We start from the raw sequence: 14,442 nt of genomic DNA on the forward strand, positions 1-14,442 counted from the left end.
GGGTAGCCGGCCGAAAGAGCCTGGCCGGCATACGATCCGGCCAAAGCTGTCCGTTTCAATCCAAATAAACCAGAGAAACCAAGAACAACGGACCGCGGACCTTGCTTCCCAATCGCCAATCAACAATCAAAAATAACCAATCCGACCCGCCACGGATCACGGACATCGGACAATAAACAATTGACCTTCAATCTTCAGCCTTCGGTCTTCAGCCTATTTGGCTGTTCTTTCCCGGCCGATAGTTTATAATGGAAGCTGTCTGCCAGCGCCTGCCAGCTTGCTTCGATGATATCTTCGGATACGCCGATGGTGCTCCAGATGTTATCCTGGTCCCGGGATGCGATAATCACCCGGACCTTGGCAGCGGTTCCATCCCTTCCGTCGATGACGCGAACCTTGAAATCGACCAGTTGCATGCTGTCGAGATGGGGGTAAAACTTATCCAGCGCCTTGCGCAGGGCGTTGTCCAGGGCGCTGACAGGTCCGCTGCCTTCGGCGGCGGTGATTTCCTCCTGGCCCTCAACTGAAATCTTGATGGTTGCATGGGCTGAACAGGGTTTGTCCTTGTCCTTTTCAATGGTGACCCTGAAGGACTCCAGTTCAAAAAGGGGTTGGAACTGTTTCGTAAACTTTTCTACCAGAATCTTAAACGACCCATCGGCCACATCAAACTGGAACCCCTGCTGTTCCAGTTTTTTAATTTCCGAGACAATGCGGCTGCTGTCAAATCCGTTGGCGCCGAGTTCAACCCCCAGTTCTTTGGCTTTATATTCGATATTGCTTTTACCGGAAAGGTCTGAAATCAGCACACGGCGCTCATTTCCGACGTCTTCAGGGGTCATGTGCTCGTATGCCATGGGGATTTTCATGATGGCATTCACATGAATGCCGCCTTTATGGGCAAACGCGCTGTTGCCGACAAACGGTCGCGTGGTCAGGGGGATCATGTTGGCGGTCTCGCTGACAAAACGGGATATTTTTTTCAGTTTTACCAGATTTTCCGGTGTAACGCAGGGCCGATTCATTTTTAAGGAAAGAATCGGAATGATCGACGTCAGGTCGGCATTGCCGCACCTTTCGCCGTAACCGTTGATGGTGCCTTGGACCATTACCGCGCCGGCCCGTACCGCAGTGATCGAATTGGCCACCGCCAACCCGCAGTCATTATGGGCGTGGATGCCGATTTTGATTGGCAGCGGCCTGTTCGGTTCTAAACGGAAATAATCACGCAAAGCGTTTTCGACTTCATTGATAGTCGCTTTTATTTCAAAAGGGAGCGTCCCGCCATTGGTGTCGCACAATACAACGGTGTCGGCGCCGCCCTTGAGCGCGGCAAAGACGGTTTCTACGGCGTAATCACGGTTGCCTTTAAACCCGTCGAAAAAATGCTCCGCATCGTAGATGACATCACGGTCCTGTTGCTTTAAATAACCGATCGTCTCTTTAATCATGGCCAGGTTTTCATCCAGCGAATTGTACATGACCTGTTCGACGTGCAGGTCCCAGCTTTTACCGAATATGGTGATGGCCGGGGTGTCGCTTTTGATCAGTTCCGTCAGGTTTTGATCGTCTTCCGGGTGAATGCCCGGTTTTCGGGTGGAACCGAAGGCCGTTAATTTGGCGTTTTTCAACTCGGCCTTTTTCGCCAGTTTAAAAAACTGCTTGTCCCGGGGATTGGAACCCGGCCAGCCACCTTCTATGTAATGAATCCCCAGGTCATCCAGCCGTTGAGCGATCCTGATTTTTTCTTCCGCGCTGAAATTGATGTTTTCACCCTGGGTGCCGTCTCTTAAGGTGGTGTCGTACAGCAGTATCGGTTCCATCTCGTTTATCTCTCCAAGTTGTTTGAGATTCATTTGCCGGTCTTGCGTTCCGGCGCGAAGCTAAAAAAGAAGCAAGCTGAACCGCGAAGACGCAAAGTGCGCAAAGGGTTTGTTTTATTTTTCTTCCTGACCGGGTGATACGATCAGGAAGAAGGCAATTGCCCTGCGGGGCAGACCGTTTGGCCAGTGTTACGCCACAGAACCGCGCGTAAGCATATCTTTAAAACGGTCATCTTTGCGCGAACCGATAGGCGGCCGTTTTCTTTCGGCCGGCTGCCCGATTCGCGCAAAAACCTTTGCGTTCTTTGCGCCTTTGCGGTTCAATCCATTAGTATTTCTTCCGATTTTCCGGCCGCAGGGCCCGCACGGCAGCACCGGCCCGCCACATTTCGGAATTTCTTAAGGTGGTCAGTTCCTTTTGCAGCTTTTCACGGTAATCGGCCGCGCTGTTTACTTCCAGTACCCGTTTGCATTCGGCGCCTGAAGCGACCCGATCATAGAGCGCATTGAACACCGGCGCCACCGCATCCCGGAATTTCGGCGCCCAGTCCAGCGCTCCCCGCTGGGCGGTGGCGCTGCAGTTTGCGTACATCCAGTCCATACCGTTTTCCGCTACCAGCAGGATCAGGCTCTGGGTCAGCTCTTCCACGGTTTCATTAAACGCTTCACTGGGGGTGTGGCCGTGTTTGCGCAGCAGCCCGTATTGGGCTTCCATCACACCCGCCAGACAGCCCATCAACACACCGCGTTCTCCGGTCAGGTCGCTGAAGACTTCTTTTTCAAATGTCGTTGGAAACAGATATCCCGACCCGATGGCGATCCCCAGGGCGATGGTGCGTTCCTTGGCCTTTCCGGTATAATCCTGGTGAATGGCAAAGCTGGAGTTAAGACCGCTGCCTTCCAAAAAGTTTGTGCGCAGGGTGGTTCCGGAACCTTTGGGGGCGACCAGGATGACATCGACAAAATCCGGCGGGATGATGCCGGTCTGGTCTTTGTACGTAATTGAAAACCCATGGGAAAAGTAAAGTGCATCCCCTTTATTCAGACATTTTTTTATCTGCGGCCAGGTGGCCTTCTGGCCGGCATCCGACAGCAGGTTTTGGATGACCGTTCCTTTTTTTGCGGCTTCTTCAATGGGAAAAAGTGTTTTGCCCGGCACAAAGCCGTCTGCCACGGCACGGTCCCAGGATTTGCTTTTTTCGCGCTGTCCCACAATAACGTTAATGCCGTTGTCCCTCAGGTTCTGAGACTGCCCGGGACCCTGGACGCCATATCCCAGCACCGCCACCGTTTCATTTTTCAATACCTCCCGGGCACGGTCCAGGGGGAATTCCTCTGCTGTGATGACTTCTTCCAATACGCCGCCAAAATCAATAGTTGCCATGTAAAATATCCTCCTCAGTTAATATGTTTGTAGTCCAAATCCGTTAATATAAAGATCAGGTTATTAGGCTGAAGGCTGAAGGATAATTTTAACTTCAGTTCCTACTGCCTACTGCCCAATCGTCTCTTGTCACTATTTACTTGTTACTCGTCGCAATCCTTTTAACCTTCAGCCTATCCACCTTCAGCCTTATTCTATTTGGGTTCGCGGTACAGTGCGATGATGCCTGTTTTTGCGATTTCCTTTATCCCGATGGGCTTGAGCAGGCTCATTATCGCCGCCAGTTTCCCTTCATCGCCGGTTATCTCAATGGTGTAATGCTCCAGCCCCACATCCACCACCTTGCATCGAAATATATCGACGATCCTTAAAATTTCAGCGCGATTCTCGGGTTTGGCTTTTACTTTAATCAGTGCCATTTCCCTTTCAACATACGCGGTGCCGGTGAGTTCGTGCACCTTAATGACATTGATCAGCTTATTGAGCTGCTTATTGATCTGCTCGATTCCCAGGGTGTTGGCTTTGGTGACTATCGTGATCCGGGACACCAAAGGCTCCGTGGTTTCGGCTACGCAGAGACTCTCTATATTGTAGCCTCGGCCGCTGAAGAGTCCTGCGATTCTGGAAAGCACGCCCGGTTGATTGTCCACAAGAATTGAAAGCACGTGTTTTTCTGCTGTCATTTTATAATCCTTTTCTTATTAGTCCTTCGTTACTCGTCCCTCATCTCTCTTCACACCAGCAGCATTTCCGTAATCGGCGCACCGGCGGGTACCATCGGATAGACGCACTCTTCTCTTTCAATGACAAAATCCATGATAACGGTTTTAGGTGAAAAAAGACCTTCCCTGAGAACCGCTTCAACCTCTTCCGGTTTTTGGGCCCTTAAGCCGACGGCGCCATAAGCCTCGGCCAGTTTCACAAAATCAGGGGCATGCTCCACAAGGGTGCAGGCGTAGCGTTTTTCGTAGAAAAATTCCTGCCACTGTCTCACCATGCCGAGAAATCCATTGTTTAGAATAACGATTTTAACCGGCAGGCAGTACTGAACGGCCGTTGCCATCTCCTGGATGTTCATCTGGATGCTGGCGTCTCCGGCAATATCGACCACCAGTTTGTCCGGAAAGGCGATTTGGGCGCCGATGGCGGCAGGGAGTCCGAAGCCCATGGCGCCGAGCCCGCCGGATGTGAGAAGGTGCTGGGGGTTGTCGAAATGATAGTATTGCGCGGCCCACATCTGGTTCTGGCCGACTTCGGTGGAAATAATCGCATCGCCCCGGGTCAGTTCATACAGTTTTTCAACCACGTATTGGGGTTTGATGACAGCGCCCTGCTGATAGGCAAAGGGCTGGGTCTTTTTCCAATCTTCAATCTGATCCAGCCAGATTTTTCGTTTTTTTTGAACATCACTCAGATCCGTTTCATCCAGGAGTTTGTTCAGATGGGTCAGGGTGATCTTACAGTCTCCCACAACCGGGACGGCAACCGGTATGTTTTTACGGATGGATGTCGGGTCGATGTCGATATGGACAATCTTGGCATGGGGCGTAAACGTATCGGTTTTGCCCGTAACGCGGTCGTCAAACCGGACGCCCACGGCAATCATCAGGTCACATTTGCCGGAGGAGGTGTTGGCCCGGTAGGTTCCATGCATGCCGATCATTCCCATGCACAAAGGATCCGAACCCGGGAAGGCGCCCATGCCCATCAGGGAGGTCGTCACCGGGATCTGGGTTTTTCGCGCCAGTTCCGTCAGCTCCCGGGCGGCCTTGGAGAGAAGGACGCCGCCGCCGGCAAAAATAATGGGCCGTTTGGCTTCCCGTATCAGCTCCACCACCTTATGCAGCTGTTTCATGTTGGGATTGTAGGTGGGGTTGTAGGAACGCAGCTTTACCGTTTTGGGCGCTTTATATTCAATGGTGTTCTGGACGACGTTTTTGGGAATATCGACTAAAACCGGTCCGGGTCGTCCGGAGCTGGCAATAAAAAAAGCTTCTTTGATGGTTTGCGCCAGCTCTTCGGTTGAATTGACCAGATAATTGTGCTTGGTGCAGGGACGAGTGATGCCGACGATGTCCACCTCCTGAAAGGCGTCGTTTCCGATAAGATGGGAAGGAACCTGACCGGTGATGATAACGACCGGAATGGAGTCCATGAAGGCGTTGGCGATACCGGTGATGGTATTGGTGGCGCCGGGGCCGGATGTCACCAGGCAGACACCGACCCGGCCGCTGGCGCGGGCGTATCCGTCGGCGGCATGAATGGCCCCCTGCTCATGGCGGACAAAAATGTGCCGCAAATCGCTTCTCAACAGTTCGTCGTAAATATCAATAACACAACCGCCGGGATAACCGAAGATGGTGTCAACCCCTTCGTCCTTCAGTGTTTTCAGTAAAATCTGTGCACCTGTTAATTTCATAATCTGTTCCTTATTGTTAATGTGACTCGTAAATTAAACGATCCATAACTCATGGTTGAGCTTCCAGGCATATCGGCTGACGGTCAAAAGTTGCTTGTCCTTGCCGACTGCCAACTGCTAACTGCCTACTGCCTACTGCTTACTGCCTACTTCTCTGACCCCCGGTTCCCGCTATTTCAACACCGCCCCCTTGCTGCCGGACGAAACCATCCGGGCATATCGGGCCATATATCCGTGGGTGATTTTGGGTTCCGGCGGCGACCAGGCGGCCAGTCGGTCCTTTATTTCCTGGTCGGATAGTTTCAGGGTTATTGTTTTTGCAGGAATGTCGATGGCTATCCGGTCCCCCTCTTGGACGATGGCGATGGGGCCGCCCTGCATGGCTTCCGGTGATATGTGGCCGATGGAAGCGCCGCGGGAGCCGCCGGAAAAACGACCGTCGGTAATCAGGGCCACATGGGCATCCATCCCCATGCCGGCAATGGCTGCCGTGGGGCTCAGCATTTCCTGCATTCCCGGCCCGCCCATCGGTCCTTCATACCGGACCACCAGTACATCTCCTTTTTTAATTTTACCGCCCATGATGGCCTGGCTGACCGCCTCCTCAGAATCAAACACACGCGCCGGGCCTTCATGCCGCAGCATTTCCGGCAATACCGCGGATTGCTTCACCACGCACCCCTGGGGCGCCAGGTTGCCGAAAAGAATCGCCAGGCCGCCTTCGGCATGGTAGGGATTGTCCAGCGAATGAATAACGTCGGCATCCAGCACTTTAACGTTTTGAATGTTTTCGGCAACACTGGCGCCGGTCACGGTCAAACAGTCCGTGTGGATCAGGCCGCTTTCGGAAAGCACCTTGATGACGGCGGGTACGCCGCCGGCCCGGTTTAAATCCTCCAGATGGTGCCGGCCGCCCGGGCTCATGGAACAGAGGTGCGGCGTTTCCCGGCTGACTTCATTGATCAGATTCAGGTCCATGCTGAAGTGCGCTTCATCGGCCAGCGCCGTCAGGTGCAAAACCGTATTGGTGGAGCACCCCAGGGCCATGTCCACACGCAGGGCGTTTTTAAAGGCCTTGTCCGTCAGAATTTTTGAGGGGGTGATCCCCCTGTTAAACAGGTCCAAAATCCGCATGCCGGCTTCTTTGGCCAAACGCAGCCGGGCGGACATGACCGCCGGGATGGTGCCGTTGCCGGGCAGGGCCAGGCCGATGGCTTCGGACAGGCAGTTCATGGAGTTGGCGGTAAACATTCCGGCGCAGGACCCGCAGGTGGGGCAGGCGGCGTCTTCGTAAGCAGCCAGCTCCGTTTCGGTCATTTTGCCGGAACGAACGGCGCCGACGCATTCAAACACCGTAATCAGATCGATTTTCTTGCCGTGGGGCTTCCCGGGTTCGGTTCCGGCCAGCATGGGGCCGCCGCTGATGACGATACTGGGCAGATCCAGCCGGGCGGCCGCCATCAACATCCCGGGAACGATCTTGTCGCAGTTGGGAACCAGTACCAGGGCGTCAAATGCGTGCGCCACTGCCATGACTTCGATGGAATCGGCAATCAATTCGCGGCTGCCGAGCACATATTTCATGCCGACATGATTCATGGCGATGCCGTCACAGATGCCGATGGTCCCGAACTCGATGGGTGTTCCGCCTGCCATGTAAATGCCGGCCTTGACGGCATCAACGATTTGATTCAGATGGGAATGGCCCGGTATGATCTGATTGGCTGAATTGGCGATGCCGATGAGCGGGCGCTCTATTTCAGCGTCGGTATAGCCGATCGCTTTGAAAAGGGAACGATGGGGAGCTCTTTCAACGCCTTTTTTGACACTGTCGCTTTTCATTTTTAAAACCTCCTGAAAAAAAAACCGTTATCAGTTTTGGGCTGATAACGGTTTTATTAAGTGATGATGAGATTTGGTTTTAGGCCATTATCAACCCTGTGCCTCGTAGTTGGGAAGTACACCGACTACGAGGAGAATAATTAGGCTAATAAGGTTGATAAGGGCCGGTCCGGTTCTCATTTTTATATCCAAAATTGTTTTAAGAATAAATTTTATTAAATGAATTTAATGCGTTTGTCAAGGTTTATTTAGCAGGCCGAAAAAAATCAGACATATGGGCTGAAAGGGGGAGTAAGGAATTGATGATTTGTGATTGTTGATTGGCGATTGGAAAACCTTATATCACAAATCAACAATCAACAATCAACAATCAACAATCAGAGCTTCCCAGCATTTGGCCATTACTCGTCACTTTTTTTCTGCTTATACCCGCAGCCTTCTTTCAGGCAGATGTAGTAGTCGCCCTGTTTTTTGCTGGATTTCTCAACCAGCATCCCGGCGCCGCACGTAAGGCATTGACGCGCAACCGGTTTATCCCAGATCGCAAAGGTGCAGTCGGGAAAACGGCTGCAGCCGTAAAAGATTTTGCCGCGTCTTGATTTCTTTTCCAGCAAGTGACCGTCGCAGCCCGCCTGGGGGCAAATGATGCCGGTATCCTGGCCGTTTCCATTGGCATTCAGGGATTGGGCGTTTTTACAATCCGGGTAGCCGCTGCAGGCCAAAAACCGGCCGAATTTGCCCTGTTTCACCACCATCGCTTTGCCGCATTTTTCACAGATCTTGTCCGTTGCTTCCGTTTCGGCAACTTCGACGGGTTGGATCATCCCTTTTTCATCCCGGGTGTAGTCGCTGGAATAGGTGCAATCCGGGTAGCCGCTGCAGGCCAGGAAATGTCCATTTTTTCCGACTTTGATATGAAGCGCCTTGCTGCATTGCGGACAGGCCAGTCCCGTGGAAAAACCAACGCCTTTGACGCTGAGCATATCCGTAGCGGCCGCATCGATTTTTTCTTTAAAAGGTTCGTAAAACCTTCCTATAAGCGCTGTTGCATCAGCTTTGGCAGACTCGACACGGTCGAGGTCTTCCTCCATTTTAGCCGTAAACTCCACGTCCAGCAGGTCGGGAAAACTTTCCACCAGCAGATCGTTGACAATAAAGCCGAGTTCCGTCGGCCTGAAATACCCTTTCAGCAGTTCCACGTAGCCCTTTTCCCGGATGGTGGATAAGATGGCGGCATAGGTGCTGGGGCGCCCGATTCCGTTTTCCTCAAGCTCCTTGACCAGGGAGGCCTCGGAAAATCTGGGGGGCGGGAGCGTGAAGTGCTGTTTGGGCTCAAGTTTATCTATCTTCAGAATCGTACCGGGCGTGAGGGGCGGCAGCGTTTCTTTTTTATTTTCATTTTCAATATCATCATCGGCGGAGCGGTACAGGGTCATGAATCCTTGAAATTTTACGGTTGAGCCGCTGGCATTAAAGCGGTAAGGGCCGGCTTTAATGGAAACGGAATTCTGATCGATGAGGGCTTCCTTCATCTGGGAGGCGACAAATCGCTGCCAGATCAGACGGTATAACGCCATCTGATCCTTGGAAAGAAAGGCGGAAACATCATCGGGGGTATGCAGAACCGATGTGGGCCGGATGGCTTCATGGGCGTCCTGGACTTTTTTGCGGTTTTTGAAAAATCTGGGTTTATCCATCACATATTCGGCCCCGAACCGCTTGCGGATCAGCTTGAGCGCTTCCTGGGCTGCTTCAGCCGCAATCCGGGTTGAATCGGTGCGCATATAGGTGATCAGCCCCACCGGCTCGCCCGGCCCCAGATCGATGCCTTCATAGAGCTGCTGGGCGATGACCATGGTTTTTTTGGCGGTAAATCCGAGCTTTCGAATGCTTTCCTGCTGAAGCTTGCTGGTGGTAAACGGCGGCAGGGGATTTCTCTTGACGGTTTTCTTCAAGACCCTGTCTACAATCAGCTGATGATCCGCCAGTTCTTTCAAGACCGCATCGGCCTCCTGTCCATTGCCGATGCGAATTTTTTTATCGCCTTTTTTGACCAGTTTGGCCGTAAAGGGGGGCGGCACGTCGCCCTCAAGGTGGGCGGTAATCGACCAGTACTCTTCCGGATTAAAGGCCTGAATGGCCCGCTCCCTGTCACAGATGATGCGTACGGACACCGACTGAACACGCCCGGCGCTGAGTCCGCCTTTAACTTTGCGCCACAGCAGGGGAGACAGTTGATATCCCACCAACCGGTCAAGAATCCGGCGGGCCTGCTGGGCCTCGTATTTGTGGGGGTGCAGCTCTTCGGGTGCGGCGATGGCGGCCTTGATGGCATTGGGGGTGAGTTCATGAAACAGAACCCGGTGGAACCGCCGGTCTTTCTTCTTCAGGATTTCAGCGGTATGCCAGGCAATGGCTTCTCCTTCCCGGTCCGGGTCCGCCGCCAGATAAATGTCGACAGCGTTTCCGGCCGCTTTCTTTAATGCGGAGATGACTTTTTGTTTGCCGGGAATGCTGACATATTTGGGTTTAAATCCGGCTTCGATATCTATACCCATCTCGTTGGACGGCAGATCCTTGATATGTCCGATGGTTGCGGCAATGTTATAGCCGCTGCCCAGATACTTTTTTATGGTTCTTACCTTTGTCGGTGATTCAACAACAACCAGTGGTTTTGTCACGATAGGTCCTCTTTTGAAAAATATTTTCCCGGAAATTGCTGGACGATGCCCATCAACTCGAGCTTCAGCAGAATACCGGCCGCTTTTCCGGGCTTCATGGAAAGCTTGCGCACCAGGTCGTCGATGTGAAGCGGGTACGGCTCCAGAGCGCTGAAAACCCCGTATTCTTCGGCTGACAGCTTCGGTAATTGCGGAGCGGCCGGTTCGGCGGACATCTTGGCGGAAGCTGCCGGCGGATTTGATAAATGCGGCAGCTCTTCAACGATGTCCTGGGCATGCTCCACCAGTTTCGCCCCCTGTTTGATCAATCCATGGGTGCCGGTGCTTTTAAAAGACTGGATGCTTCCCGGCACGGCAAAGACGTCTCTGCCCTGCTCAGCCGCCAGGCGCGCCGTTATCAGTGAACCGCTTCTCAGTGTCGCTTCCACGATAACCGTGCCGTAGGCGATACCGCTGATGATCCGGTTGCGCACGGGAAAGTGATGCGCATCCGGTCCCGCCAGTGGAGAAAATTCTGAAACAACCGCGCCGTTTTCGGCAATCCGACCGGCCAGTTTTCGATTCTCCGGCGGGTAGATATTTTCAAGACCGCTTCCCAAAACCGCAATGGTTCTGCCCGCACCCATCAGCGCGCCTTCATGGGCGGCCGTGTCAATCCCCTTGGCCATGCCGCTGACAATGGTAAATCCCAACGACGCCAGGTCGGCGCACAGTTTGCGGGTTGTGGATAGGCCGTAGCGGGTGGCATTTCTGGATCCGACAACGGCCAGGGGTTTGGGATCATCCTGCAGGCTGCCGGAGACGAACAGAAATGGGGGCGGGTCCGGAATTTCGCGCAGCAGGCGGGGGTAGCCGCTGTCCGCCATTGTGATTATGCCGAAACCTTTCGCCATCGCCAGATCAAAATCCCGCCGGGCCGAATCGGGTGTTTGATGCTGCCGGATCGACCGGACCAGACGGGGCGACATGCCGTCCACCTGCAGCAGCTCTTCCGAAGTTGCCTGGAATACCCGCTCGGGTGAATCAAGGCGGTCGATCAGCCGTTTAATCAGAAGATTTCCAATGCCCGCAACGCTCTTGAGTGCAAACCACGGCAGAATTTTTTCGGGATGATGCATCATGAAAAAATTATTCGCATAGAACAGAATTTTGGGCTATCGACTGATTATCTTTTCCGGGAGCGTTCCTGCCAGGCGATGAGTATGGGGCTGGCAACATATACCGAAGAGTAAGTCCCCACCACAATGCCGATTGTCATGGCAAATGCAAAATCATGAATAATACCGCCCCCCAAAATGAGCAGTGCGATCACGACAAACAGGGTGGTCAACGCCGTCAGGATGGTCCGGCTGAGCGTTTCATTGACGCTGCGGTTAATGATGACCGACATGGGACTCTTGCTGAGCTTTCTTAAATTTTCACGGATACGGTCAAACACAATAATGGTGTCATTTAAGGAATAGCCGATAATGGTGAGCAACGCCGCGATAATCGGCAGGGTAAACTCCTTGCCGGTGATGGAAAATATGCCCACGGTAATGATCACGTCATGAATCAGCGCCACAATGGCGCCCATGGCGTATTTTAAATTCAGCAGCCAGAAGAGAAGCAGCGTCACCCCCAGCGCCACCAGAATGAGAAACGGGATGCTGACCTTGAATAGAGACAGAAAATAAACAGCACCCATCAGGGCAACCGCCATCAGGCCGGTGAGTATCCATTTGAATTCAAAACGGCCGGAGATGTATATCGCAATAAACAACAGGGCGTAAAATATCGCAAAGAGCGCTTTCTGGCGCAGGTCTTTACCAACCTGGGGCCCTACCATTTCCATGCGGCGGATTTCAGCGGCGCCGCCGGTGGCGTCTGCCAGAGATTTCTGAATTTTATCGGAAAATCCTTCGGCGGCTGCCACCGACAGATCGGTGCGGATCAGATATTCATTGTCTTTTTTGTCCCCGAAATGCTGGACGGAAACGTTGTCGATGGCAAGGGTATCCAGGCCGGACTTGATGTTTTTGGTGCTGGCCGGCGCTTGAAATTTTACCTGAATGACCGTACCGCCGGCAAAATCAATGCCGTATTTGGGCCCGCCGTGCAGCAGCAGAGAGGCGATACTGATCAGTATCAGGGCCAGTGACAGGCCGTAGGCAAATTTTCTTTTGCCGACAAAGTCGATATTGATATCGGATTTAATAAACTGCATGAAATCAATCCTTAATGAATGTTCGCGCAAACATGAAAGCGCTTGGGAAATGTTTAGATGCTTAACTGCTTTATCTTTCGATTCATCAGTAAATGGTCAAATATCAGCCGGGACACGACCAGGGCCGTAAAGACGCTTGAAACCACACCCAAACTGAGGGTCACGGCAAATCCTTTGATCGGACCGGTGCCGAACTGAAACAGCACCAGGGCTGCGATCAGGGTGGTGATGTTGGCGTCCAGGATCGTCAAGGCAGCCCGGTTAAATCCCGCATCCACCGATGCCCGCGGCGTTTTACCGAGGGCGAGTTCTTCGCGGATGCGTTCAAATATGAGCACATTGGCATCCACGGCCATGCCGATGGTCAGGATGATGCCCGCAATGCCCGGCAGGGTCAGGGTCGCCTGAAAGGCGGCCAGGCCGCCGGCAACCAGGACGAGGTTGAGCAGCAGCGCGAAATCGGCGATCAGGCCGGCGCCCTTGTAGTAGATCGCCATGAAAAGGACGACGACCAGGCCGCCGATGAGCATGGCAATCAATCCTTTGCGGATGGAATCGGTTCCCAGTGACGGTCCCACGGTCCTCTCTTCAATGATGTTAACCGGGGCCGGCAATGCGCCCGCTCTCAAGACGATGGCCAGGTCACGGGCGGTTTCGGCCGTAAAGTTGCCGGTAATCCGGGCGGCGCCGCCGCTGATTTTTTCCTGAATGACCGGAGCGGAATATACCTTGTTGTCTAATATGATGGCCAAGCGCTTTTTCACATTTTCTTCGGTGATTCTCTCAAAAATCCGAGCGCCTTTTTTGTCGAAGTCTATGGAAACATAAGGTTCATTGAACTGGGAGTCGATCTGGACCTTGGCGTCGGTCAGATAGGCGCCGGTCAGGAGGGTTCGTTTTTTTATCAGGTAGGGCGTTTTAATCTCCCGCAGGGTTTCGGTGTCAATTGTAATTTGATAGAGCAGCTCGCTCCCCGCAGGAATATCCCCTTTTAGCGCGGCCTCGACATCGTGGCCTTCATCCAGCAGTTTGAATTCGAGCAGGGCGGTTTTCCCGATCAGCGCCTTGGCCCGCTGGGTGTCCGTGATGCCCGGGAGCTGGATCAGAATCCGATTTTCCCCCTGGTTGCGGATATCGGGTTCGTTAACGCCGAATTGATCGATGCGGTTGCGGATGGTCTCAAGGGCCTGTTCGGCCGCCAGGAGCCGGATCCCATCGCTTTCTTTTTCGGGCAGATCCATGGCGATGTCAAGGACGTCGTCCCGGACCATTTTTGAAAGAATGCGGAGGTCTTTAAAATCCTTGTCCAGCAGCTTCTCAAATTTTTCGATATTTTCCTGCCCGTTGATTTTGGCCGAGATAGTCGTGCCGCCGACACGGTCTATGGCTGTGTAGCGGATCCGCTCATCCCGCAGGCTGGTCCGCAGCTCCTGTGCGATACGCTCAACAGTGCTTTCCACCGCTTTGATGGTATCCACTTCTAAAACCAGGTGCATGCCGCCCTGCAGGTCCAGGCCCAGGTTGATTTTTTTATATGGCCACAGCGCCGGTTGGAATGTCGGCAGGATATAGACAATGGCAACGACGGTTATGATGAGAACAAATACCATTCTCCACGAGATCTTTTTCAATGATCAGTTCCTTTCTGATATATAAAAGCCCCGGAGAAAGCAACAGGCTGATGGTTAGAAACAATCAGACCGGTTCTATGGGGCTTCAGACGTTATTTCGCCTTTTCCGACTCGGCCTTGTCGTCTTTGGGGGCTGCCGGCGGCGCAGTCGTCTGGGTCAGTGCCATCACATTGGCGCGATTCACTTTTACGCGGACCTTTTCGGCTATTTCCACTGTCAAGGTCGTGTCGCTGCTTCCGGTGATGCGGCCATGGATGCCGCCGCTGGTAATAATACGGTCTCCCTTTTTAAGGCTGCTGATCATTTCGCGGTGCTGTTTGGTCTTTTTCTGCTGGGGTCGAATCAGCAGAAAATAAAATATGGCGAACATCAGAATCAGCGGTAAGAAAGCTGAAAATCCGCCGCCCTGACCACCGGCAGCACCTTGACCCAATGCATATGCGATACCTGTCAAA

10 protein-coding genes are annotated in these 14,442 nt (G+C 53.1%); all 10 read right to left on the reverse strand.

Going from position 1 to position 14,442, the window contains the following annotated elements:
- Nucleotides 1-194: 194 nt before the first annotated feature.
- The 10 genes from cimA to yajC all read right to left on the reverse strand — a co-directional run bounded on the left by cimA (nt 195) and on the right by yajC (nt 14,441).
- Nucleotides 195-1,823 (reverse strand): citramalate synthase, encoded by a 1,629-nt coding sequence (gene cimA, locus P1P89_00630; protein ID MDF1589988.1) that lies wholly within the window; start codon nt 1,821-1,823, stop codon nt 195-197.
- 328 nt (nt 1,824-2,151) lie between these two features.
- Nucleotides 2,152-3,207, reverse strand: coding sequence for a ketol-acid reductoisomerase (ilvC, locus tag P1P89_00635; protein ID MDF1589989.1), 1,056 nt, complete (start codon nt 3,205-3,207; stop codon nt 2,152-2,154).
- A 194-nt stretch (nt 3,208-3,401) separates the two neighbouring features.
- Nucleotides 3,402-3,890 (reverse strand): acetolactate synthase small subunit, encoded by a 489-nt coding sequence (gene ilvN, locus P1P89_00640; protein MDF1589990.1) that lies wholly within the window; start codon nt 3,888-3,890, stop codon nt 3,402-3,404.
- Between the two features lie 50 nt (nt 3,891-3,940).
- The gene (gene ilvB / locus P1P89_00645; GenBank protein MDF1589991.1) at nt 3,941-5,626 is read right to left on the reverse strand and encodes a biosynthetic-type acetolactate synthase large subunit; all 1,686 of its coding nucleotides are present in this window, start codon (nt 5,624-5,626) and stop codon (nt 3,941-3,943) included.
- Between the two features lie 171 nt (nt 5,627-5,797).
- Nucleotides 5,798-7,468, reverse strand: coding sequence for a dihydroxy-acid dehydratase (gene ilvD, locus P1P89_00650; protein ID MDF1589992.1), 1,671 nt, complete (start codon nt 7,466-7,468; stop codon nt 5,798-5,800).
- A gap of 401 nt (nt 7,469-7,869) precedes the next feature.
- Nucleotides 7,870-10,149 carry a type I DNA topoisomerase gene (gene topA / locus P1P89_00655; protein MDF1589993.1) on the reverse strand — a complete coding sequence of 760 codons (2,280 nt, stop codon included), beginning with the start codon at nt 10,147-10,149 and terminating at the stop codon, nt 7,870-7,872.
- Nucleotides 10,146-11,270, reverse strand: a complete 1,125-nt coding sequence (gene dprA, locus P1P89_00660) for a DNA-processing protein DprA (GenBank protein ID MDF1589994.1) — start codon at nt 11,268-11,270, stop codon at nt 10,146-10,148. The genes topA and dprA overlap by 4 nt, the downstream gene beginning before the upstream one ends.
- A gap of 44 nt (nt 11,271-11,314) precedes the next feature.
- Nucleotides 11,315-12,355 (reverse strand): protein translocase subunit SecF, encoded by a 1,041-nt coding sequence (gene secF, locus P1P89_00665; protein MDF1589995.1) that lies wholly within the window; start codon nt 12,353-12,355, stop codon nt 11,315-11,317.
- 53 nt (nt 12,356-12,408) lie between these two features.
- Complete coding sequence (gene secD, locus P1P89_00670; protein MDF1589996.1) at nt 12,409-13,986, reverse strand: protein translocase subunit SecD; 1,578 nt, start codon at nt 13,984-13,986, stop codon at nt 12,409-12,411.
- A 92-nt stretch (nt 13,987-14,078) separates the two neighbouring features.
- Nucleotides 14,079-14,441, reverse strand: coding sequence for a preprotein translocase subunit YajC (yajC, locus tag P1P89_00675; protein ID MDF1589997.1), 363 nt, complete (start codon nt 14,439-14,441; stop codon nt 14,079-14,081).
- Nucleotide 14,442: the final 1 nt, after the last annotated feature.

It is taken from the genome of Desulfobacterales bacterium (genome assembly GCA_029211065.1).
Lineage (GTDB): Bacteria > Desulfobacterota > Desulfobacteria > Desulfobacterales > JARGFK01 > JARGFK01.

Coding starts and splice junctions, on each gene's coding strand:
- cimA (MDF1589988.1), bottom strand. CDS start 1,823: ATGGAACCGATACTGCTGTACGACACCACCTTAAGAGACGGCACCCAG.
- ilvC (MDF1589989.1), bottom strand. CDS start 3,207: ATGGCAACTATTGATTTTGGCGGCGTATTGGAAGAAGTCATCACAGCA.
- ilvN (MDF1589990.1), bottom strand. CDS start 3,890: ATGACAGCAGAAAAACACGTGCTTTCAATTCTTGTGGACAATCAACCG.
- ilvB (MDF1589991.1), bottom strand. CDS start 5,626: ATGAAATTAACAGGTGCACAGATTTTACTGAAAACACTGAAGGACGAA.
- ilvD (MDF1589992.1), bottom strand. CDS start 7,468: ATGAAAAGCGACAGTGTCAAAAAAGGCGTTGAAAGAGCTCCCCATCGT.
- dprA (MDF1589994.1), bottom strand. CDS start 11,270: ATGATGCATCATCCCGAAAAAATTCTGCCGTGGTTTGCACTCAAGAGC.
- secF (MDF1589995.1), bottom strand. CDS start 12,355: ATGCAGTTTATTAAATCCGATATCAATATCGACTTTGTCGGCAAAAGA.